Source organism: Pseudomonas sp. S2_C03 (assembly GCF_054668405.1).
In genome coordinates this window covers 1,304,780-1,328,158 of record NZ_CP162766.1, presented here as the reverse complement: position 1 = coordinate 1,328,158, position 23,379 = coordinate 1,304,780, and the positions used below count along the sequence as shown (strand labels likewise).

Here is a 23,379-nt window from a genome sequence, read left to right as displayed (position 1 = left end):
GTCCTTTTTCAAGACACTCATTAAATCCCTATGCGTGATCCAGCCCCTTCTGACACACAAAAGAAGCGCGTCATTGTCGGCATGTCCGGCGGCGTGGACTCTTCCGTTTCCGCCCTCCTGCTGATCGAGCAGGGTTACGAGGTGGAAGGCCTGTTCATGAAGAACTGGGAAGAAGACGACGGAACGGAATATTGCACGGCCATGGACGACCTGGCGGACGCTCAGGCCGTGTGCGACAAGATTGGCATCAAGCTGCACACCGCCAACTTCGCCGCCGAGTACTGGGACAACGTGTTCGAGCATTTCCTGGCCGAATACAAGGCCGGCCGCACGCCGAACCCGGACATCCTGTGCAACCGCGAGATCAAGTTCAAGGCGTTCCTCGACTACGCCATGATGCTGGGCGCTGACCTGATCGCCACCGGCCACTACGTACGCCGGCGTGACATCGATGGCCGCACCGAGCTGCTCAAGGGCCTGGACCCGAACAAGGACCAGAGCTACTTCCTGCACGCCGTCGGCGGTGAACAGATCGCCAAGACACTGTTCCCGGTCGGCGAACTGGAAAAACCGCAGGTCCGGGCGATTGCCGAGAAATACGAACTGGCCACCGCCAAGAAGAAAGACTCCACCGGGATCTGTTTCATCGGCGAACGCCGCTTCAGCGACTTCCTCAAGCAGTACCTGCCGGCACAACCGGGCGAGATCAAGACCACCGAAGGCGAAGTCATCGGCCGCCACCATGGCCTGATGTACCACACCATCGGCCAGCGTCAGGGCCTGGGCATCGGCGGCCTCAAAGACGCCAGCGATGAGCCGTGGTACGTGCTGATCAAGGACCTGGAGCACAACGAGCTGATCGTCGGCCAGGGTAATGACCACCCGTACCTGTTCTCACGCGCCCTGCTCGCCTCGGACATCTATTGGGTCAACCCGATCGAACTGAGCCAGCCGCGCAAGCTGACCGCCAAGGTCCGCTATCGCCAGGGCGACCAGCCGTGCACGCTCGAAAAAACGGCCACCGGCTATCGTGCGACCTTCGATGACCCGCAACGCGCAGTCACCCCGGGCCAATCGGTCGTGTTCTACGACGGCGAAATCTGCCTGGGCGGCGGCGTCATTGAAGTGGCTGAACCGTGGACCAGCAAAGGCAACGCCTCATGAGCCCGATCCAGGAGCAATTGACGGCACTGGGCGGCGTGTTTCTCGCCGCCGTGCTGGTAGACCGAATCGCCAAGACCGGCCAGACCAGCGAAGCAGGCCTGACCTGCATGCTCGGCAGCCTGCTGATCCGCGACCCCAAGGACACCCTGGAAGTCTACGGCGGCGATGACCTCAATCTGCGTGAAGGTTATCGTGCGCTGATCGGCGCCCTTGAACGCGACCCGAGCACGCTCCAGCGCGAGCCGTTGCGCTATGCCCTGGCAATGCTGGGCCTTGAGCGCCAACTGGCCAAGCGCGATGACATGCTGGAAGTGATTGGCAAACGCCTGCCGCAGATCCAGTCCCAGGTCGAACACTTCGGGCCCGCTCACGAAAACGTGATCGCGGCGTGCGGCGCCTTGTACCAGGACACCCTGAGCACCCTGCGCCAGCGGATTCAGGTGCATGGCGACATGCGCAACCTGCAGCAACCGAGCAACGCCTCGAAGATCCGCGCGCTGCTGTTGGCGGGTATCCGCTCCGCGCGCCTGTGGCGGCAACTGGGCGGCCATCGCTGGCAGTTGGTGATCAGCCGCAAAAAACTGCTCAAAGAGCTTTACCCGCTGATGCGCAGCAGTTGATTTGGCACCCGCAGCACCCTGTTTGATGTGAAACGCGTACAACGCTGGTCAGTTGGCAACGGACCGGCGGTTTTTTTCATGTATGATACGCGCCCCATTTCGTTGCCCGACTGTCCGAGAACACCCCATGCAGCTCTCTTCGCTCACTGCGGTTTCCCCTGTTGACGGCCGCTACGCCGGCAAAACCCAGGCCCTGCGCCCAATTTTCAGCGAGTACGGCCTGATCCGTGCCCGCGTCCTGGTTGAAGTGCGCTGGCTCCAGCGCCTGGCCGCCCACCCGGGTATCGGTGAAGTGCCGGCGTTCTCCGCCGAGGCCAACGCCGTCCTGAATGCCCTGGCGGAAAACTTCTCCGTCGAGCACGCCGAGCGCGTCAAAGAGATCGAGCGCACCACCAACCACGACGTCAAAGCCATCGAATACCTGCTCAAAGAGCAAGCGGCCAAGCTGCCGGAACTGGCGGCTGTCAGCGAATTCATCCACTTTGCCTGCACCAGCGAGGACATCAACAACCTGTCCCACGCCCTGATGCTGCGTGAAGGCCGTGATGATGTAATGCTGCCACTGATGCGCCAGACCGCCGAAGCCATCCGTGAGCTGGCCATCCGCTTCGCCGACGTGCCCATGCTGTCGCGCACCCACGGCCAGGCCGCATCGCCGACCACCCTGGGCAAGGAACTGGCGAACGTGGTTTACCGCCTGGAGCGCCAGATCGCCCAGGTGGCGGCCGTTCCGCTGCTGGGCAAGATCAACGGTGCTGTCGGCAACTACAACGCTCACCTGTCGGCCTACCCGGAAATCGACTGGGAAGCCAACGCCCGCGCTTTCATCGAGGACGAACTGGGCCTGGGTTTCAACCCTTACACCACCCAGATCGAGCCGCACGACTACATCGCCGAACTGTTCGACGCGATCGCGCGCTTCAACACCATCCTGATCGACTTCGACCGCGACATCTGGGGCTACATCTCCCTGGGCTATTTCAAGCAGCGCACCATTGCTGGCGAAATCGGTTCCTCGACCATGCCGCATAAGGTCAACCCGATCGACTTCGAAAACTCCGAAGGCAACCTGGGCATCGCCAACGCCCTGTTCCAGCACCTGGCGAGCAAATTGCCGATTTCCCGCTGGCAGCGCGACCTGACCGACTCCACCGTACTGCGCAATCTCGGTGTCGGCTTCGCCCACAGCGTGATCGCGTACGAAGCCAGCCTCAAGGGCATCAGCAAACTCGAACTCAACGCGCAGAAAATTGCCGCTGACCTGGACGCTTGCTGGGAAGTGCTGGCCGAACCGATCCAAACGGTCATGCGTCGCTACAACATCGAAAACCCGTACGAGAAGCTCAAAGAGTTGACCCGTGGCAAAGGCATCAGCCCTGAAGCATTGCAGACTTTCATCGACGGACTGGATATGCCTGCCCCTGCCAAGGCCGAACTGAAACTGCTCACCCCGGCCAACTACATCGGCAACGCCGTGGCACAAGCCAAGCGCATCTGATCGACCGCTGACCCCGTTTGAGACGCCCGGCAGCGCCGGGCGTTTTTATTCCCGTGTGAAAAGTGCTTTTTTTCAATAGGTTACACATGAACTCTGATACTCCTCTTCAACTTCTGGGCGGCATCACGGCGCGCGAGTTTCTGCGCGACTACTGGCAGAAGAAACCACTGTTGATCCGTCAGGCGATCCCTGACTTCGAAAGCCCGATCGAGCCGGACGAACTGGCCGGCCTGGCGCTGGAAGAAGAAGTCGAATCGCGCCTGGTGATCGAGCACGGCGAGACCCCCTGGGAAATGCGCCGCGGCCCGTTTGCCGAAGACGAATTCAGCAAGCTGCCGGAACGCGACTGGACCCTGCTGGTTCAAGCCGTCGATCAGTTCGTACCGGAGGTCGCCGAATTGCTCGAACAATTCCGCTTTCTGCCGAGCTGGCGCATCGACGACGTGATGATGAGCTTCGCCGCCCCGGGTGGCAGCGTCGGACCGCACTTCGACAACTACGACGTGTTCCTGCTGCAGGGTCATGGCAAGCGCAACTGGAAGATCGGCCAGATGTGCAACACCGAAAGCCCGCTGATGGAGCACGCCGACCTGCGCATCCTCGCCGACTTCAACGCCACCGATGAGTGGGTTCTGGAGCCGGGCGACATGCTTTACCTGCCACCGCGCCTCGCCCATTGGGGCGTGGCCGTGGATGACTGCCTGACCTACTCGGTAGGCTTCCGCGCACCGAGCGCCGCTGAAGTACTGACCCACTTCACCGACTTCCTCAGCCAGTTTCTCTCGGACGAAGAACGCTACACCGACGCCGACGCCCTCCCGGCCGCCGACCCGCACCAGATTCAGCACGACGCCCTGGATCGCCTCAAAAGCCTCCTGGCCGAGCACATGGGCGACGAACGCCTGCTGCTGACCTGGTTCGGTCAGTTCATGACCGAGCCGCGCTACCCGGAATTGGTCACCGGTCTTGAAGACCTCGCCGAAGAGGACATGCTCGCCAGCCTGCAGGACGGCGCCGTGCTGATCCGCAACCCGAGCGCACGCCTGGCCTGGTCCGAAGTCGATGACAACCTGATGCTGTTCGCCAGCGGCCAGAGCCGCTACCTGCCGGGCAAACTGCGTGAGCTGCTGAAAATGATTTGCGCTGCTGACGCACTGCACGCCGACAACCTCGGCAAGTGGCTGAGCGACGAAGACGGTCGCGGCCTGCTGTGCGAACTGATCAAGCAAGGAAGCCTGGGATTTGCCGATGAATAAAATTCACGTACGTGTCGCAGACTGGCAAAAGGATAACGCCGAGATCCGGCGCATTCGTGAAACGGTGTTCATCGCCGAGCAAGCCGTTCCACCTGAACTGGAATGGGATGCCGACGATGCGACTGCGGTGCATTTCCTCGCATTCGAGGGCGACTTCCCGATTGGCACCGCCCGCCTGCTGCCCGACGGGCATGTTGGCCGGGTCTCGGTGCTCAAGGATTGGCGTGGCCTGAAAGTCGGTGACGCGCTGATGCACGCGGTGATTGGCGAAGCCGAAAAACGCGACCTGAAACAGCAGATGCTCAGCGCACAAGTTCAGGCCACGGCATTCTACGAACGTTTGGGCTTCTGCATGGTCAGTGAGGAGTTCCTGGAAGCAGGGATTCCGCATGTCGATATGGTTCGGCATTCGAGCTGACGCTTCAAGCTGCAAACAAAAACGCCCCGCCATTTTCCAGATGCCGGGGCGTTTTGCTGTCTACGATTCAACTTGCCCCACAGGACGCCGACAAACTGGCAATATCGAAGCATTACTCTTTCCCCTGTAGGAGCGAGCACGCTCGCGATGGACGTCAACGATAACGATGGCTGTCTGATTCCCCGCGGTGCCTGGTCTACCATCGCGAGCAAGCTCGCTCCTACAGGGACCGTTCACAGAAGTCGGAGATTACGGACATGTCCCTACGCACCCTGCTCACCTCGCTGTTGCTGACCTGTAGTTTTGCGGTCAGCGCCGCGACGGAGATCGTGCCGCTCAATTACCACACCAGCGCCGACATGCTGCCCCTGGCCCAGGACTTCATTGGCCAGGACGGCAAGGTCAGCGCCTACGGCAATCAACTGGTGGTCAATGCCGATCAGCGCAAGATCGACGAACTTAAAGCTCTCATCGCCCAACTCGACACCCAACCCAAACGCCTGCTGATCACTGTCGACACCAACGAAAACAACTTCCAGGGAGACCAGGGCTATTCGGTGAACGGCGCCAAGCCGAGCCAGACCCGGATCATCAACCGCAGCACCGACAGCCGCGACGGCGGCATCCAGCAAGTCCAGGCCAGCGAAGGTGCCCCGGCGTTGATCCAGGTCGGCCAGAGCGTGCCGTTGACCAGTACGCAGAGCGACTCCTATGGAGACCTGCGCAGCCAGACCGAATACCGCAACGTCACCCAGGGTTTCTACGTCACCGCCAGCGTCACCGGCGACATCGTCCACCTGTCGATCAGTACCAATCGTGACCGCATGAGCCAGGAACGCCCGGATGTAGTGAACGTGCAAAGCACCGACACAACCGTCACTGGACGCCTCGGCGAGTGGATCACCCTGGCCGGCGTCAATCGCCAGACCCAGGCCGACAAACAGGGCCTGACCCGCAGCTACTCGACTCAAGGCCGGGATGACATGACCCTGCGGGTGAAAGTCGATACTTTGGACTAAAGCACCGAAAACTGACTGATTAGTCGTATTAGACCAAAGATGTAGTGCCTGAAAAAAAGCACTACAAAACGTTTGACGGGCCAAAAAAGCGAAGGCATGATGGCCTCGCTCCCGCTAATCAGGGGCCCTGGCAAGGGCCTTCGAAGCGCAGTTTGCATCTACCCCGCGAACCGCTTCGTGTCTGTACCGCCCACAAGGTGTGTTTGACGAGATTGCCGACTGGAACGAAGTTGTCCCGAGGGACGGAAGCGTAATTAGGTAACCCGGCATCACACTGAAGTTCGCATCAAGGCCCACGACGCCCCGATGTGCCCGACAGTCGCCCTTACCTGCTCCCCTCGAGCCCATCGTTCATCCCGTCGCCAGTCCCGCCGAATCCGACTTGACCATCAAAGCTTCTGGTCAGCGAGCGCATGAATATTCCACCGCAGAACAACTTTTCATAAAGACGCGACGAGGTTTATCTCCATGGCACTGACACGCGAACAGCAAATTGCAGCCCTTGAAAAAGACTGGGCTGAAAACCCGCGCTGGAAAGGCGTGACTCGCACCTACTCCGCTGCTGACGTCGTCCGCCTGCGTGGCTCGGTTCAACCAGAGCACACCTTTGCAAAAATGGGCGCCGAGAAGCTGTGGAACTTGGTCACCCAGGGTGCCAAGCCAGCCTTCCGTCCTGAGAAAGATTTCGTCAACTGCATGGGCGCCCTGACCGGCGGCCAGGCTGTGCAACAAGTCAAGGCTGGGATCCAGGCGATCTACCTGTCCGGCTGGCAGGTTGCCGCCGACAACAACTCCGCCGAATCGATGTACCCGGACCAGTCGCTGTACCCGGTGGACTCGGTTCCAACCGTGGTCAAGCGCATCAACAACTCGTTCCGTCGTGCCGACCAGATCCAATGGAAAGCTGGCAAGAACCCAGGCGATGAAGGCTACATCGACTACTTCGCGCCAATCGTGGCTGACGCCGAAGCCGGTTTCGGCGGCGTACTGAACGCCTACGAGCTCATGAAGAGCATGATCGAAGCAGGCGCCGCCGGTGTTCACTTCGAAGACCAACTGGCGTCCGTGAAAAAATGCGGGCACATGGGTGGCAAGGTGCTGGTGCCCACCCAGGAAGCCGTACAGAAGCTGACCGCTGCTCGCCTGGCCGCTGACGTTGCCGGTACGCCGACCATCATCCTGGCCCGCACCGACGCCAACGCGGCTGACCTGCTGACTTCGGACTGCGACCCGTACGACCAGCCGTTCGTGACTGGCGAACGTACCCAGGAAGGCTTCTACAAAGTACGCGCCGGCCTGGATCAAGCCATTGCTCGCGGCCTGGCCTACGCGCCGTATGCCGACCTGATCTGGTGCGAAACCGCCAAGCCGGACCTGGAAGAAGCACGCCGTTTCGCCGAAGCGATCAAGAAGGAATACCCGGACCAACTGCTGTCGTACAACTGCTCGCCTTCCTTCAACTGGAAGAAAAACCTGGACGACGCGACCATCGCCAAGTTCCAGCGCGAACTGTCCGCCATGGGCTACAAGCACCAGTTCATCACCCTGGCCGGCATTCACAACATGTGGCACAGCATGTTCAACCTGGCGCACGATTACGCCCGCAACGACATGACCGCCTACGTGAAGCTGCAAGAGCAGGAATTCGCCGACGCTGCCAAAGGCTACACCTTCGTGGCTCACCAACAGGAAGTGGGCACCGGCTACTTCGACGACATGACCACCGTGATCCAGGGCGGCTCGTCTTCGGTCACCGCGCTGACCGGCTCGACCGAAGAAGAGCAGTTCCACTGATACACCGCTCGCATGAGCAATGGCGCTTGCGGACCGATTGAAAGCTAACCGCAAGGCCTGTGATCTGAAGCCCCGACTCGTTCGGGGCTTTTTTTCGTCTGTCGCCTGCAGCGACGGCGGCGACCTTCGCCCACAGCGGTGGCAAAAAAATCACCACATCGCACACCCGCCCACATTGATCGGGATCACTGTCATCTCAGGAAAAACAGGGTAAAACGTCGCAGCACAATACTTGCTGTAATGTACATATAAGAAGGCGCGTGAAACTCAATCCAGATAAGCAATTTACAAAACCACCGCAAACAATATTGATTATCATTTAGCGGCAACTATGCTTGTTACATCTCTCACAAAACATAATTGATGAAAAGCTGGCTAATGCCCGCAACGCCTGGGCTGAAGGGGCTTCGGAGGTGGGCTTTGTCCTTATTCCTATAAATAATTTCGCTATAGTAATTTTACTTGCACGGTGTTTAGCCATAAAATCAGCAGGATTGATTGCTGCGACATATCGTCACTGCTTTGTTCTTTCAAGCTCAGAGACCTTTGCTCTCTGTTAAGGATTACCAGCATGCCCGAAGCGACAGGACTCATGGCCCACAACTGGGGCTTTGCCATTTTCCTTCTAGGCGTCATCGGCCTCTGTGCCTTCATGCTGGGTGTGTCCAGCCTCCTCGGGTCAAAAGCCTGGGGCCGCAGCAAAAACGAACCGTTCGAGTCAGGCATGCTACCTACAGGTGGCGCCCGCTTGCGGCTCTCTGCCAAATTCTATCTGGTCGCGATGCTCTTCGTGATCTTCGATATCGAAGCCCTCTTTCTCTTTGCATGGTCTGTGTCCGTCCGCGAAAGCGGCTGGACCGGATTCGTCGAAGCTCTCGTTTTCATAGCAATTCTGTTGGCAGGTCTTGTCTACCTGTTCCGAGTGGGCGCCCTTGACTGGGCTCCGGAAGCTCGTCGCAAGCGGCAGGCGAAGCTGAAACAATGAGGCTTTGGCAATGCAATACAATCTCACCAGGATCGACCCCGATGCTCCTAACGAGCAGTACCCGATCGGCCAACGGGAAACCGTTGCCGATCCGTTAGAGGATCAAGTCCACAAAAACATTTTCATGGGCAAGCTGGAAGACGTGCTTAACGGCACGATCAACTGGGGGCGCAAGAATTCCCTGTGGCCGTATAACTTCGGCCTCTCCTGCTGCTACGTGGAAATGACCACCGCCTTCACGGCGCCCCACGACATCGCGCGCTTTGGCGCCGAAGTTATCCGGGCATCACCGCGCCAGGCCGATTTCATGGTTATCGCCGGCACCTGCTTCATCAAGATGGCGCCGATCATCCAGCGTCTCTACGAGCAGATGCTCGAACCTAAATGGGTTATCTCCATGGGTTCGTGTGCCAACTCGGGTGGCATGTACGACATCTACTCCGTGGTTCAAGGGGTGGACAAGTTCCTGCCCGTGGATGTCTACGTGCCTGGCTGCCCGCCCCGCCCTGAAGCTTTTCTGCAAGGCTTGATGCTGTTGCAGGAGTCGATTGGCCAGGAGCGTCGCCCACTTTCCTGGGTCGTTGGTGATCAAGGCGTTTATCGCGCCGAGATGCCATCGGAAAAGGAAAAGCGCCGCGAACAGCGTATTCAGGTAACCAACCTGCGCAGCCCCGACGAAGTCTGATCCAGTTCTGCTGTTTCAAAGAAACGAAAAACTGGCTTCATTCTTTACGTTGACCGAAAGCGATAAATAACCATGACTACAGGCAGTGCTCTGTACATCCCGCCTTACAAGGCAGACGACCAGGATGTGGTCGTCGAACTGAACAACCGTTTTGGCCCGGAGGCGTTCACCGCCCAGTCCACCCGCACCGGCATGCCGGTGCTTTGGGTTGCCCGCGCCAAACTCGTCGAAGTCCTGACCTTCCTGCGCAACCTGCCCAAGCCGTACGTCATGCTCTATGACCTGCATGGCGTGGACGAGCGTCTGCGTACCAAGCGTCAAGGGCTGCCAAGCGGTGCCGACTTCACGGTGTTCTACCACCTGATGTCGATCGAACGTAACAGCGACGTGATGATCAAGGTCGCGTTGTCCGAAGGCGATCTCAGCCTGCCGAGCGTTACCAGCATCTGGCCGAACGCCAACTGGTACGAGCGTGAAGTCTGGGACATGTACGGCATCGACTTCAAAGGCCACCCTCACCTGTCGCGCATCATGATGCCGCCAACCTGGGAAGGTCACCCGCTGCGCAAGGACTTCCCGGCGCGCGCCACCGAGTTCGATCCGTTCACCCTGAACCTGGCCAAGCAGCAGCTCGAAGAAGAGTCCGCGCGCTTCAAGCCTGAAGACTGGGGCATGAAACGCTCCGGCCCGAACGAGGACTACATGTTCCTCAACCTGGGTCCGAACCACCCTTCGGCCCACGGCGCGTTCCGCATCATCCTGCAGCTGGACGGTGAAGAAATCGTCGACTGCGTGCCCGACATCGGCTACCACCACCGTGGTGCCGAAAAGATGGCCGAGCGCCAATCCTGGCACAGCTTCATTCCGTACACCGACCGCATCGACTACCTCGGCGGCGTGATGAACAACCTGCCGTACGTGCTCTCGGTCGAGAAGCTGGCCGGCATCAAGGTGCCAGAGAAGGTCGATGTCATCCGCATCATGATGGCCGAGTTCTTCCGGATCACCAGCCACCTGCTGTTCCTGGGCACCTACATCCAGGACGTGGGAGCGATGACTCCGGTGTTCTTCACCTTCACCGACCGCCAGCGCGCCTACACCGTGATCGAGGCCATCACCGGCTTCCGTCTGCACCCGGCCTGGTACCGCATCGGCGGCGTCGCGCACGACCTGCCACGCGGTTGGGAAAAACTGGTGAAAGACTTCGTCGAGTGGATGCCAAAGCGCCTGGACGAGTACCAGAAAGCTGCCCTGGACAACAGCATCCTGCGTGGCCGGACCATTGGCGTCGCCGATTACAACACCAAGCAAGCCCTCGAGTGGGGTGTCACTGGTGCCGGCCTGCGCTCGACCGGTTGCGACTTCGACCTGCGTAAGGCACGTCCGTACTCGGGCTACGAAAACTTCGAATTCGAAGTACCGCTGGCTGCCAACGGCGATGCCTATGACCGATGCATCGTGCGCGTGGAAGAAATGCGCCAGAGCATCCGGATCATCGATCAGTGCCTGCGCAACATGCCGGAAGGCCCGTACAAGGCGGATCACCCGCTGACCACGCCGCCGCCAAAAGAGCGCACGCTGCAGCACATCGAAACCTTGATCACGCACTTCCTGCAAGTTTCGTGGGGCCCGGTCATGCCGGCCAACGAATCCTTCCAGATGATCGAAGCGACCAAGGGCATCAACAGTTATTACCTGACGAGCGATGGCGGCACCATGAGCTACCGCACCCGGATTCGTACCCCAAGCTTCCCGCACCTGCAGCAGATCCCTTCGGTGATCAAAGGCAGCATGGTCGCGGACTTGATCGCGTACCTGGGTAGTATCGATTTCGTTATGGCCGACGTGGACCGCTAAGCATGAACAGCACGCTTATCCAGACAGACCGTTTCACCCTCAGTGAAACCGAGCGCTCGGCCATCGAGCACGAGCTGCATCACTACGAAGACCCGCGCGCGGCGTCGATCGAAGCCCTGAAGATCGTCCAGAAGGAACGTGGCTGGGTGCCGGACGGCGCCTTGTACGCCATCGGCGAAATCCTCGGCATCCCGGCCAGCGACGTTGAGGGCGTGGCGACGTTCTATAGTCAGATCTTCCGTCAACCGGTGGGCCGCCACATCATTCGCGTCTGCGACAGCATGGTCTGCTACATCGGTGGCCACGAGTCCGTCGTCAGCCAGATCCAGAGCGAACTGGGCATTGGCCTCGGCCAGACCACCAGCGACGGTCGCTTCACCCTGCTGCCGGTCTGCTGCCTCGGCAACTGTGACAAGGCACCGGCGCTGATGATCGACGATGACACGTTCGGCGACGTGCAACCCACCGGCGTTGCCAAATTGCTCGAGGGCTACGTATGACCCTGACATCCTTCGGTCCCGCCAACCGCATCAAGCGTTCGGCCGAGACCCATCCGCTCACCTGGCGTCTGCGTGACGACGGCGAAGCTGTCTGGCTCGACGAATACCAGGCCAAGAACGGTTACGCCGCTGCGCGCAAGGCCTTCGCCGACATGGGCCAGGACGACATCGTCCAGACCGTGAAAGACGCAGGGCTCAAAGGTCGCGGCGGTGCAGGCTTCCCCACTGGCGTGAAGTGGGGCCTGATGCCCAAAGACGAATCCATCAACATCCGTTACCTGTTGTGCAACGCGGATGAGATGGAACCCAACACCTGGAAAGACCGCATGCTGATGGAGCAACTGCCCCATCTGCTGATCGAGGGCATGCTGATCAGTGCCCGCGCACTGAAAACCTACCGTGGCTACATCTTCCTGCGTGGCGAGTACACCACCGCCGCCAAGCACCTCAACCGTGCCGTGGAAGAAGCCAAGGCCGCGGGCCTGCTGGGCAAGAACATATTGGGCAGCGGCTTCGATTTCGAGCTGTTCGTCCATACCGGCGCCGGGCGTTACATCTGCGGTGAAGAAACCGCGCTGATCAACTCCCTCGAAGGCCGCCGCGCCAACCCGCGCTCCAAGCCGCCCTTCCCTGCCGCCGTTGGCGTGTGGGGCAAGCCGACCTGCGTGAACAACGTCGAGACCCTGTGCAACGTGCCGGCGATCATCGCCGACGGCGTGGACTGGTACAAATCGTTGGCCCGCGAGGGCAGCGAAGACATGGGCACCAAGCTCATGGGCTTCTCCGGCAAGGTGAAGAACCCGGGCCTGTGGGAACTGCCGTTCGGCGTCACCGGTCGCGAGCTGTTCGAAGACTACGCCGGCGGCATGCGCGACGGTTACCAGCTCAAGGCCTGGCAGCCAGGCGGTGCCGGTACCGGCTTCCTGCTGCCGGAGCACCTGGACGCACAAATGTATGCCGGCGGCATTGCGAAGGTGGGCACCCGCATGGGTACCGGCCTGGCCATGGCGGTCGACGACAGCGTCAACATGGTGTCCCTGCTGCGCAACATGGAGCAGTTCTTCGCTCGCGAATCGTGCGGTTTCTGCACCCCGTGCCGTGATGGCTTGCCATGGAGCGTCAAGCTGCTGATGGCCATCGAGAACGGTCAAGGCCAAGCCGGCGACATCGAGACCCTGTTGGGTCTGGTGAACTTCCTCGGCCCAGGCAAGACCTTCTGTGCTCACGCACCGGGCGCCGTGGAACCGTTGGGCAGCGCAATCAAATACTTCCGCCACGAGTTCGAAGCCGGCATCGCGCCTACCAGCGCCGCCGTCCCGCCTCTGGCAAAGCCGATTGTAGTCGGCGCGTAAACGCTTAAAAAGCGAAGGGTCCGTGCCCTTCGCTTTTCGTGCGATGACGCCTTTAGAGGCTGTGTTGATTCGCGCGAATAACAAGATTCCATTAGCCACGCCCGCTGACAACGGGCCAACGAAGAACTTTGAACAATGGCCACTATCCACGTAGACGGCAAAGCGCTCGAAGTCGACGGGGCAGACAACCTGTTACAGGCATGTCTGTCGCTAGGCCTCGATATTCCGTATTTCTGCTGGCACCCTGCCCTGGGCAGCGTTGGCGCTTGCCGCCAATGCGCGGTCAAGCAGTACACCGACGAGAACGACACCCGTGGTCGTATCGTCATGTCCTGCATGACCCCTGCCACCGACAACACCTGGATCTCCATCGACGATGAAGAGTCCAAGGCCTTCCGCGCCAGTGTCGTCGAATGGCTGATGACCAACCATCCTCACGACTGCCCTGTCTGTGAGGAAGGCGGTCACTGCCACCTGCAAGACATGACCGTGATGACCGGCCACAACGAGCGCCGTTATCGCTTCAAGAAACGCACCCACCAGAACCAGCAACTGGGCCCGTTCATTTCCCACGAGATGAACCGCTGCATCGCGTGCTACCGCTGCGTGCGTTTCTACAAGGACTACGCCGGCGGCACCGACCTGGGTGTATACGGCGCCCACGACAACGTGTACTTCGGTCGCGTTGAAGACGGCACCCTGGAAAGCGAGTTCTCCGGCAACCTCACCGAGGTCTGCCCGACCGGTGTGTTCACCGACAAGACTCACTCCGAGCGCTACAACCGTAAATGGGACATGCAGTTCGCGCCGAGCATCTGCCATGGCTGTTCCAGCGGTTGCAACATCTCCCCGGGCGAGCGCTACGGGGAACTGCGTCGTATCGAAAACCGCTTCAACGGGTCGGTCAACCAGTACTTCCTGTGCGACCGTGGCCGCTTTGGTTATGGCTACGTCAACCGTACCGACCGTCCACGCCAGCCGCTGCTGGCCAACGGCACCAAGCTGGGCCTGGACGAAGCACTGGATAAAGCCGCCGACTTGCTGCGCGGTCGCAATATCGTCGGTATCGGTTCGCCACGTGCCAGCCTCGAAAGCAACTACGCGTTGCGCGAACTGGTCGGCGCCGAACACTTCTACTCCGGTATCGAAGCCGCTGAGCTGGAGCGCATCCGCCTGGTCCTGCAGGTACTGAAAGACAGCCCGCTGCCTGTGCCGAACATGCGCGACATCGAAGACCACGACGCCGTGTTCGTCCTCGGCGAAGACTTGACCCAGACCGCCGCGCGCATGGCCCTGGCCCTGCGCCAATCGGTCAAGGGCAAGGCCGAGGACATGGCCGACGCCATGCGCGTACAGCCTTGGCTCGACGCCGCGGTGAAGAACATCGGCCAGCATGAGCTGAACCCACTGTTCATCGCCAGCCTGGCTGAAACCAAGCTGGACGACATCGCCGAGGAGTGCGTTCACGCCGCGCCCGACGACCTGGCGCGGATCGGTTTCGCCGTGGCTCACGCCCTCGACGCCAGCGCTCCAGCCGTTGAAGGCCTGGACAGCGAAGCGCAGGAACTGGTCAAACGCATTGCCGACGCCCTGCTCGCGGCCAAGCGCCCGCTGATCATCGCCGGCACCTCGCTGGGTTCCAAGTCCCTGATCGAGGCGGCAGCCAACATCGCCAAGGCCCTGAAGCTGCGCGAGAAGAACGGTTCCATCAGCCTGGTCGTGCCAGAGGCCAACAGCCTTGGCCTCGCCATGCTGGGTGGTGAATCGGTCGACGCCGCGCTGCAAGCCGTCATCGACGGTCAGGCTGACGCCATCGTCGTGCTGGAAAACGATCTGTACACCCGTACCGACAAGGCCCGTGTCGATGCCGCCCTGACCGCCGCGAAAGTGGTGATCGTGGCCGACCACCAGAAAACCGCCACCGCTGATCGCGCGCACCTGATCCTGCCAGCGGCGAGTTTCGCCGAAGGCGACGGTACGCTGGTCAGCCAGGAAGGTCGCGCCCAGCGCTTCTTCCAGGTTTTCGATCCGCAATACATGGACGCGAGCATCCTGGTACACGAAGGCTGGCGCTGGCTGCATGCCCTGCGCGCCACCCTGCTGAACCAACCGATCGACTGGACCCAACTGGACCACGTCACCGCCGCCGTTGCTTCGAGCACGCCGCAACTGGCGCGCATCGTCGATGCCGCACCGTCCGCCGCGTTCCGCATCAAGGGCCTGAAACTGGCGCGCGAACCGCTGCGCTACTCCGGTCGTACCGCCATGCGCGCCGACATCAGCGTGCACGAGCCACGTACCCCGCAGGACAAGGACACCGCGTTCGCCTTCTCCATGGAAGGTTACTCGGGCTCGGCCGAACCCCGTCAGCAAGTGCCATTCGCCTGGTCGCCGGGGTGGAACTCGCCGCAAGCCTGGAACAAGTTCCAGGACGAAGTCGGCGGTCACATCCGCGCTGGCGACCCGGGCACCCGCCTGATCGAAAGCAGCGGTGATTCGCTGAACTGGTTTACCAGTGTACCGCGCGCCTTCAACCCGGCCCAGGGCACCTGGCAGGTTGTGCCGTTCTTCCACCTGTTCGGCAGCGAAGAGAACTCTTCCAAAGCCGCTCCGGTCCAGGAACGCATCCCGGCTGCCTATGTGGCCCTGGCCAAGTCCGAAGCCGATCGCCTGGGTGTCAACGAAGGCGCCCTGCTGAGTTTGAACGTGGCCGGCCAGACCCTGCGTCTGCCGCTGCGCATCAACGAAGAGCTGGGCGCTGGCCTCGTGGCATTGCCGGCCGGTATCGCAGGCATTCCGCCAGCGATTTTCGGCCACTCCGTTGACGGTCTGCAGGAGGCAGCTCAATGACCTGGTTCACGCCTGAAGTGATTGACGTGATCATCGCGGTCCTCAAGGCCATCGTGATTCTGCTCGCCGTGGTGGTGTGCGGTGCGTTGCTCAGCTGGGTCGAGCGTCGCCTGCTCGCCCTCTGGCAGGACCGTTACGGTCCGAACCGCGTCGGCCCGTTCGGCGCGTTCCAGATCGCGGCCGACATGATCAAGATGTTCTTCAAGGAAGACTGGACCCCGCCGTTCGCCGACAAGATGATCTTCACCCTGGCACCGGTCGTGGCCATGAGCGCCCTGCTGATTGCCTTCGCGATCATCCCGGTCACGCCGACCTGGGGCGTGGCGGATCTGAACATCGGCATCCTGTTCTTCTTCGCCATGGCGGGTCTTTCGGTGTACGCGGTGTTGTTCGCCGGCTGGTCGAGCAACAACAAGTTCGCCCTGCTGGGCAGCTTGCGGGCCTCGGCACAGACCGTGTCGTACGAAGTGTTCATGGGCCTGTCGCTGATGGGCATCGTGATCCAGGTCGGCTCGTTCAACATGCGCGACATCGTTGACTATCAGGCCCAGAACCTGTGGTTCATCATCCCGCAGATCTTCGGTTTCCTGACGTTCTTCATCGCAGGCGTCGCCGTGACTCACCGTCACCCGTTCGACCAGCCAGAAGCGGAACAGGAACTGGCCGACGGTTACCACATTGAGTATGCCGGCATGAAATGGGGCATGTTCTTCGTCGGCGAGTACATCGGCATCGTGCTGATCTCGGCGCTGCTGGTCACCCTGTTCTTCGGTGGCTGGCATGGTCCGTTCAACATCCTGCCGCAGATCCCGTTCATCTGGTTCGCACTGAAAACCGCGTTCTTCATCATGATCTTCATCCTGCTGCGCGCCTCGATTCCGCGCCCACGGTATGACCAAGTGATGGATTTCAGCTGGAAGTTCTGCCTGCCGCTGACCCTCGTCAACATGCTGGTGACCGCTGCGATCGTGTTGCTCAACACGCCCGCCGTCGCGGCTCAGTGAGGATAGAGAATCATGAAGTACATTTTTGACATCGTGCATGGCCTCTACACCCAGCTTCGCAGCCTGGTGATGATTTTCGGCCACGCCTTCCGCAAGCGCGACACGTTGCAGTATCCGGAAGAACCGGTCTACCTGCCGCCTCGCTACCGTGGCCGTATCGTCCTGACCCGTGACCCCGATGGCGAAGAGCGTTGCGTTGCCTGCAACCTGTGCGCCGTCGCGTGCCCGGTCGGGTGCATCTCGCTGCAGAAAGCTGAAACCGAAGACGGTCGCTGGTACCCGGACTTCTTCCGCATCAACTTCTCGCGCTGCATTTTCTGCGGTCTCTGCGAGGAAGCCTGCCCGACCACCGCGATCCAGCTGACCCCGGATTTCGAGATGGCCGAGTTCAAACGTCAGGACCTGGTGTACGAGAAAGAAGATCTGCTGATCTCCGGCCCCGGCAAAAACCCTGATTACAACTTCTATCGTGTTGCAGGTATGGCGATTGCCGGTAAGCCAAAAGGCGCCGCGCAAAACGAAGCCGAGCCGATCAACGTGAAGAGCTTGCTGCCTTAAGGAAGAACGATGGAATTCGCTTTCTATTTCGCATCAGGTATCGCTGTGGTGTCCACGCTTCGCGTGATCACCCACACCAACCCTGTGCACGCCCTGCTCTACCTGATCATTTCGCTGATCGCCGTGGCCATGACGTTCTTCGCCCTCGGCGCACCGTTTGCCGGTGTCCTTGAAGTGATCGCCTACGCTGGCGCCATCATGGTGCTGTTCGTGTTCGTGGTGATGATGCTGAACCTGGGCCCGGCCTCGGTCCAGCAAGAGCGCGTCTGGCTCAAGCCCGGTATCTGGGGCGGGCCGGTCGTGCTCGCCACGCTGCTGCTGGTTGAACTGCTGTACGTGCTGTTCGCCCAGCAGAGCGGCCAGGCCATCGGCCACACCACCGTAGACGCCAAGGCCGTGGGCATCAGCCTGTTCGGTCCGTACCTGCTGGTGGTCGAACTCGCCTCGATGTTGCTGCTTGCGGCAGCCGTCACGGCGTTCCACCTGGGCCGCAACGAAGCCAAGGAGCAATGACAATGGGTGCTATCCCTTTGGAGCATGGTCTGGCGGTCGCCGGCATCCTGTTCTGCCTCGGCCTGGTCGGCCTGATGGTGCGCCGCAACATTCTTTTCGTGCTGATGAGCCTGGAGATCATGATGAATGCCTCCGCCCTGGCCTTCATCGTGGCCGGTAGCCGTTGGGGTCAGCCGGATGGACAGATCATGTTCATCCTGGTGATCAGCCTGGCAGCCGCCGAGGCCAGTATTGGCCTGGCGATCCTGTTGCAGCTGTATCGCCGCTTCCACACGCTCGATATCGACGCTGCCAGTGAGATGCGCGGATGAACCTACTCTTTCTGACTTTCGTATTCCCTCTCATTGGTTTCCTGTTGCTGTCGTTCTCCCGTGGACGCCTCTCGGAAAACCTGGCTGCCCTGATCGGCGTCGGCTCTGTCGGCCTGTCGGCGATCGTCACCGCCTACGTGATCTGGCAATTCAACGTCGCCCCGCCTGAAGGCGGTCACTACACCCAGGTGTTGTGGCAGTGGATGGCGGTGGAAGGCTTCACGCCGAACTTCGCGCTGTACCTGGATGGTCTCTCCGTGACCATGCTCGGCGTGGTGGTGGGCGTGGGCTTCCTGATCCACCTGTTCGCGTCCTGGTACATGCGCGGTGAAGCCGGTTACTCGCGCTTCTTCGCCTACACCAACCTGTTCATCGCCAGCATGCTGTTCCTGATCCTGGGCGATAACCTGTTGTTCCTGTACTTCGGCTGGGAAGGCGTGGGCCTGTGCTCGTACCTGTTGATCGGTTTCTACTACAGCAACCGCAACAACGGTAACGCAGCGCTCAAGGCGTTCATCGTCACCCGCATCGGCGACGTGTTCATGGCCATCGGCCTGTTCATCCTGTTCGTGCAACTGGGTACCCTCAACGTCCAGGAGCTGCTGGTGCTGGCACCGCAGAAATTCCAGGCCGGCGACTTCTGGATGGTCCTGGCCACCCTGATGCTGCTGGGTGGCGCGGTCGGTAAATCGGCACAACTGCCGCTGCAGACCTGGCTGGCGGATGCAATGGCCGGTCCTACTCCGGTTTCGGCACTGATCCACGCCGCGACCATGGTGACCGCAGGCGTCTACCTGATCGCCCGTACCCACGGTCTGTTCAGCCTCGCGCCGGACATCCTGCACCTGGTGGGCATCGTCGGTGGCGTCACGCTGGTACTGGCCGGTTTTGCCGCGCTGGTGCAGACCGACATCAAGCGTATCCTCGCCTACTCGACCATGAGCCAGATCGGCTACATGTTCCTGGCGCTGGGTGTGGGTGCATGGGATGGCGCAATTTTCCACCTGATGACCCACGCCTTCTTCAAGGCCCTGCTGTTCCTTGCGTCCGGTGCGGTGATCGTTGCCTGCCACCACGAGCAGAACATCTTCAAGATGGGCGGCCTGTGGAAGAAACTGCCACTGGCCTACGCCAGCTTCATCGTCGGCGGCGCGGCCCTGGCGGCCTTGCCACTGGTGACCGCGGGCTTCTACTCCAAGGACGAAATCCTCTGGGAAGCGTTCGCCAGCGGCAACCAAGGTCTGCTCTACGCAGGTCTGGTCGGCGCGTTCATGACCTCGCTGTACACCTTCCGCCTGATCTTCATCGCGTTCCACGGTGAAGCCAAGACCGAAGCCCACGCTGGCCACGGCATCGCCCACTGGCTGCCACTGTCGGTGCTGATCGTGCTGTCGACCTTCGTCGGCGCCATGATCGTTCCACCGCTGCACGGCGTGCTGCCAGAAAGCGTCGGCCATGCCGGCGGCGAAGCCAAGCACAGCCTGGAAATCGCCTCGGGCGCCATTGCCCTGGCCGGTATCCTGCTGGCCGCGCTGCTGTTCCTCGGCAAGCGTCGTTTCGTGACCGCCATCGCCAACAGCGGCATCGGCCGTTTCCTGTCGGCCTGGTGGTTCGCTGCCTGGGGCTTCGACTGGATCTACGACAAACTGTTCGTCAAGCCATACCTGGCGATCAGCCACATCCTGCGCAAAGACCCGCTGGACCAGACCATTGGCCTGATCCCGCGTATGGCCAAAGGCGGCCACACCGCCCTGAGCCGTACCGAAACCGGTCAACTGCGTTGGTACGCGGCCTCGATGGCAGCCGGCTCCGTGCTGGTCATCGGCGCCATTGTGCTGGTAGCGGTCTGAATATGAACCTTGCGAACTTGCGAAAGGAATTGAGCCCGTCATGATTCTGCCTTGGCTAATCCTGATCCCCTTCATCGGCGGCCTGCTGTGCTGGATGGGTGAGCGCTTCGGCGCCACCCTCCCCCGCTGGATTGCGCTGTTGACCATGACCCTGGAACTCGCACTCGGCCTCTGGCTGTGGGCCCACGGTGATTATTCATTTGCGCCGGCACCGGGTGCCGATCCGACCTGGGTGATTGAGTTCAAACACGTCTGGATCCAGCGCTTTGGCATCAACGTGCACCTGGCCCTCGACGGCCTGTCGCTGTTGATGATCCTGCTGACCGGCCTGCTGGGTATCCTCTCGGTACTTTGCTCGTGGAAAGAGATCCAGCGTCACGTTGGTTTCTTCCACCTGAACCTGATGTGGATCCTGGGCGGTGTCGTCGGCGTGTTCCTCGCCCTCGACCTGTTCATGTTCTTCTTCTTCTGGGAAATGATGCTGGTGCCGATGTACTTCCTCATCGCGCTCTGGGGTCACAGTTCTTCGGACGGCAAGAAAACCCGGATCTACGCAGCGACCAAGTTCTTCATCTTCACCCAGGCTTCCGGCCTGATCATGCTGGTGGCGATCCTTGGTCTGGTGCTGGTCAACTTCAACAACACCGGCGTGATCACCTTCAACTACGCCGACCTGTTGAAGGTCAAGATGTCGACCACCACCGAGTACATCCTGATGCTCGGCTTCTTCATCGCCTTCGCGGTGAAACTGCCGGTGGTGCCGTTCCACTCCTGGTTGCCTGACGCTCACGCCCAGGCGCCGACCGCTGGTTCCGTCGACCTTGCCGGTATCCTGCTGAAAACCGCCGCCTATGGTCTGCTGCGTTTTGCCCTGCCGCTGTTCCCGAATGCCTCGGCCGAGTTCGCGCCGATCGCCATGACTTTGGGTCTGATCGGGATCTTTTACGGCGCGTTCCTGGCCTTCGCACAAACCGACATCAAGCGCCTGATCGCTTTCTCGTCCGTTTCCCACATGGGCTTCGTACTGATCGGCATCTACTCCGGCAGCCAACTGGCGCTGCAGGGCGCAGTGATCCAGATGCTGGCGCACGGTGTTTCGGCGGCGGCACTGTTTATCCTCAGTGGTCAGTTGTACGAGCGCACCCACACCCGCGACATGCGTGAAATGGGTGGTCTGTGGTCGAAGATCGCTTACCTGCCGGCCATCAGCCTGTTCTTCGCTGCCGCATCCCTGGGCTTGCCGGGCACTGGTAACTTCGTCGGTGAGTTCCTGATCCTGATCGGCACCTTCGCTTCTTCGCCGTGGATCACTGCGATCGCGACGTCCGGCCTGGTGTTCGGTTCGGTCTACTCGCTGATCATGATTCACCGTGCCTACTTCGGCCCGTCCAAGTCGGACGCGGTCATGCATGGCATGGATGCTCGCGAACTGATCATGGTGGTCGGTCTGGCGGTGCTGCTGATCTACATCGGCGTCTACCCGCAACCGTTCCTCGACACCTCTGCTGCGACGATGCATGGCGTGCAGCAATGGCTCGGCACCGCCTTCACTCAACTCGCTTCGGCCCGGTAAGAGCGCTATGGAATTCACGATTCAACACTTTATTGCGCTTGCGCCACTGTTGATCACCAGCCTCACCATTATCGTGGTGATGCTGGCGATCGCCTGGCGTCGCAACCATTCGCAGACCTTCCTGATTTCAGTGGCGGGCCTGAACCTGGCGCTGCTGTCGATTCTGCCTGCGCTCAAAGTCGCGCCTCTGGCCGTGACCCCATTGCTGCAGATCGACACCTTTGCCTGCTTGTATATGGCGCTGATCCTGGTCGCCACCCTCGCCTGCGTCACCCTCGCCCACGCCTACCTCGGTGATGGCGGTTCGGGTTACCCGGGCAACCGCGAAGAACTGTACCTGCTGATCCTGATGGCCGCCGCCGGTGGCCTGGTCCTGGTCAGCGCCCAGCACCTGGCCGGATTGTTCATTGGCCTGGAACTGCTGTCGGTGCCGGTCTACGGTCTGGTGGCCTACGCCTTTTTCAACAAGCGTTCGCTGGAAGCCGGCATCAAGTACATGGTGCTGTCGGCTGCCGGGTCCGCGTTCCTGTTGTTCGGTATGGCCCTGCTCTACGCTGACGCCGGCTCCCTGAGCTTCGTCGGCATCGGCCAGGCCCTGGCGGCCACCGGTCTGCCAAGTGCACTGGCGCAACTGGGCCTGGGCATGATGCTGATCGGCCTGGCGTTCAAGCTGTCGCTGGTACCGTTCCACCTGTGGACGCCGGACGTGTACGAAGGGGCTCCGGCGCCAGTCGCCGCATTCCTCGCTACTGCCTCGAAGGTCGCCGTGTTCGCGGTGATGGTGCGTCTGTTCCAGATCTCGCCGGCTGCCAGCAGCGGTGTCCTGAGCGACGTGCTGACCATCATCGCCATCGTCTCGATCCTGTTCGGTAACCTGTTGGCGCTGACCCAGAGCAACCTCAAGCGTCTGCTGGGTTACTCGTCCATCGCCCACTTCGGTTACTTGCTGATCGCCTTGGTGGCGAGCAAGGGCCTGGCGGTGGAAGCCATCGGCGTCTACCTGGTCACCTACGTGATCACCAGCCTGGGCGCCTTCGGCGTGATCACCCTGATGTCCTCGCCATACAACGGTCGTGACGCGGATGCCCTGTACGAATACCGCGGCCTGTTCTGGCGTCGTCCGTACCTGACCGCGGTGCTGACCGTGATGATGCTGTCCCTGGCCGGCATCCCGCTGACCGCCGGCTTCATCGGCAAGTTCTACATCATCGCCACCGGTGTCGAGTCGCACCAATGGTGGCTGGTCGGTTCCCTGGTATTGGGCAGCGCCATCGGCGTCTTCTACTACCTGCGCGTGATGGTCACCCTGTACCTGATCGAACCGAACCTGCGCCGCCACGACGCCCAACTGCACTGGGAACAGAAGGCAGGCGGCGTCATGCTGCTGGCTATCGCCGTCCTGGCGTTCTTCCTCGGCCTGTACCCACAGCCATTGCTGACCCTGGTTCAGCAGGCGGTACTGGCGGGGTGATCGCTTAGCGAAACCTGCTACAAACCAAAACGGCACCTTCGGGTGCCGTTTTGGTTTTTGTGGGATTTGTTACCGATTCTCCCCTGCCCTCTCGATCTCAG

General features: G+C 60.8%; 20 protein-coding genes. All 20 read left to right on the top strand.

Annotated features, from left to right (window positions below):
• Nucleotides 1–30 precede the first annotated feature (30 nt).
• On the top strand, nucleotides 31–1,164 hold the full coding sequence (gene mnmA / locus AB4N64_RS05995) for a tRNA 2-thiouridine(34) synthase MnmA (protein WP_460122870.1): 1,134 nt from the start codon (nucleotides 31–33) through the stop codon (nucleotides 1,162–1,164).
• The gene (gene hflD / locus AB4N64_RS05990; RefSeq protein ID WP_460122867.1) at nucleotides 1,161–1,784 is read left to right on the top strand and encodes a high frequency lysogenization protein HflD; all 624 of its coding nucleotides are present in this window, start codon (nucleotides 1,161–1,163) and stop codon (nucleotides 1,782–1,784) included. Before mnmA ends, hflD begins: the two co-directional genes overlap by 4 nt.
• A gap of 127 nt (nucleotides 1,785–1,911) precedes the next feature.
• A complete protein-coding gene (gene purB, locus AB4N64_RS05985) occupies nucleotides 1,912–3,282 on the top strand; it encodes an adenylosuccinate lyase (protein WP_460122862.1) in 1,371 nt (456 codons plus the stop codon).
• An 86-nt stretch (nucleotides 3,283–3,368) separates the two neighbouring features.
• A complete protein-coding gene (locus AB4N64_RS05980) occupies nucleotides 3,369–4,538 on the top strand; it encodes a ribosomal protein uL16 3-hydroxylase (protein ID WP_460122859.1) in 1,170 nt (389 codons plus the stop codon).
• A complete protein-coding gene (locus AB4N64_RS05975; protein ID WP_460122856.1) occupies nucleotides 4,531–4,956 on the top strand; it encodes a GNAT family N-acetyltransferase in 426 nt (141 codons plus the stop codon). The genes AB4N64_RS05980 and AB4N64_RS05975 overlap by 8 nt, the downstream gene beginning before the upstream one ends.
• Before the next feature lie 257 nt (nucleotides 4,957–5,213).
• Nucleotides 5,214–5,975: a secretin N-terminal domain-containing protein gene (locus tag AB4N64_RS05970; RefSeq protein ID WP_460122853.1), complete on the top strand. Its 762-nt coding sequence runs from the start codon at nucleotides 5,214–5,216 to the stop codon at nucleotides 5,973–5,975.
• A 468-nt stretch (nucleotides 5,976–6,443) separates the two neighbouring features.
• Nucleotides 6,444–7,769 (top strand): isocitrate lyase, encoded by a 1,326-nt coding sequence (aceA, locus tag AB4N64_RS05965; protein ID WP_020799541.1) that lies wholly within the window; start codon nucleotides 6,444–6,446, stop codon nucleotides 7,767–7,769.
• A gap of 571 nt (nucleotides 7,770–8,340) precedes the next feature.
• Entirely contained in the window at nucleotides 8,341–8,754 is a 414-nt protein-coding gene (locus AB4N64_RS05960) for an NADH-quinone oxidoreductase subunit A (RefSeq protein ID WP_077045930.1), read from the top strand.
• A 10-nt stretch (nucleotides 8,755–8,764) separates the two neighbouring features.
• Nucleotides 8,765–9,439, top strand: a complete 675-nt coding sequence (locus AB4N64_RS05955; RefSeq protein ID WP_460122849.1) for a NuoB/complex I 20 kDa subunit family protein — start codon at nucleotides 8,765–8,767, stop codon at nucleotides 9,437–9,439.
• A 72-nt stretch (nucleotides 9,440–9,511) separates the two neighbouring features.
• Nucleotides 9,512–11,296, top strand: coding sequence for an NADH-quinone oxidoreductase subunit C/D (gene nuoC, locus AB4N64_RS05950; RefSeq protein WP_460122846.1), 1,785 nt, complete (start codon nucleotides 9,512–9,514; stop codon nucleotides 11,294–11,296).
• Between the two features lie 2 nt (nucleotides 11,297–11,298).
• Entirely contained in the window at nucleotides 11,299–11,796 is a 498-nt protein-coding gene (gene nuoE, locus AB4N64_RS05945; protein ID WP_460122843.1) for an NADH-quinone oxidoreductase subunit NuoE, read from the top strand.
• Nucleotides 11,793–13,148, top strand: coding sequence for an NADH-quinone oxidoreductase subunit NuoF (gene nuoF / locus AB4N64_RS05940; RefSeq protein WP_460122840.1), 1,356 nt, complete (start codon nucleotides 11,793–11,795; stop codon nucleotides 13,146–13,148). The genes nuoE and nuoF overlap by 4 nt, the downstream gene beginning before the upstream one ends.
• A gap of 135 nt (nucleotides 13,149–13,283) precedes the next feature.
• Complete coding sequence (nuoG, locus tag AB4N64_RS05935) at nucleotides 13,284–15,998, top strand: NADH-quinone oxidoreductase subunit NuoG (RefSeq protein ID WP_460122837.1); 2,715 nt, start codon at nucleotides 13,284–13,286, stop codon at nucleotides 15,996–15,998.
• Nucleotides 15,995–17,002: an NADH-quinone oxidoreductase subunit NuoH gene (nuoH, locus tag AB4N64_RS05930; RefSeq protein WP_368559151.1), complete on the top strand. Its 1,008-nt coding sequence runs from the start codon at nucleotides 15,995–15,997 to the stop codon at nucleotides 17,000–17,002. Before nuoG ends, nuoH begins: the two co-directional genes overlap by 4 nt.
• Before the next feature lie 12 nt (nucleotides 17,003–17,014).
• Nucleotides 17,015–17,560, top strand: coding sequence for an NADH-quinone oxidoreductase subunit NuoI (nuoI, locus tag AB4N64_RS05925; protein ID WP_201190678.1), 546 nt, complete (start codon nucleotides 17,015–17,017; stop codon nucleotides 17,558–17,560).
• A gap of 9 nt (nucleotides 17,561–17,569) precedes the next feature.
• On the top strand, nucleotides 17,570–18,073 hold the full coding sequence (gene nuoJ / locus AB4N64_RS05920) for an NADH-quinone oxidoreductase subunit J (RefSeq protein ID WP_460122834.1): 504 nt from the start codon (nucleotides 17,570–17,572) through the stop codon (nucleotides 18,071–18,073).
• A 2-nt stretch (nucleotides 18,074–18,075) separates the two neighbouring features.
• Complete coding sequence (gene nuoK / locus AB4N64_RS05915) at nucleotides 18,076–18,384, top strand: NADH-quinone oxidoreductase subunit NuoK (protein ID WP_460122831.1); 309 nt, start codon at nucleotides 18,076–18,078, stop codon at nucleotides 18,382–18,384.
• The gene (gene nuoL / locus AB4N64_RS05910) at nucleotides 18,381–20,234 is read left to right on the top strand and encodes an NADH-quinone oxidoreductase subunit L (protein WP_460122828.1); all 1,854 of its coding nucleotides are present in this window, start codon (nucleotides 18,381–18,383) and stop codon (nucleotides 20,232–20,234) included. The genes nuoK and nuoL overlap by 4 nt, the downstream gene beginning before the upstream one ends.
• A 40-nt stretch (nucleotides 20,235–20,274) precedes the next feature.
• Entirely contained in the window at nucleotides 20,275–21,807 is a 1,533-nt protein-coding gene (gene nuoM, locus AB4N64_RS05905; protein WP_368559147.1) for an NADH-quinone oxidoreductase subunit M, read from the top strand.
• 7 nt (nucleotides 21,808–21,814) lie between these two features.
• Nucleotides 21,815–23,278 (top strand): NADH-quinone oxidoreductase subunit NuoN, encoded by a 1,464-nt coding sequence (gene nuoN, locus AB4N64_RS05900; RefSeq protein WP_460122825.1) that lies wholly within the window; start codon nucleotides 21,815–21,817, stop codon nucleotides 23,276–23,278.
• The last annotated feature ends 101 nt before the right edge of the window (nucleotides 23,279–23,379 follow it).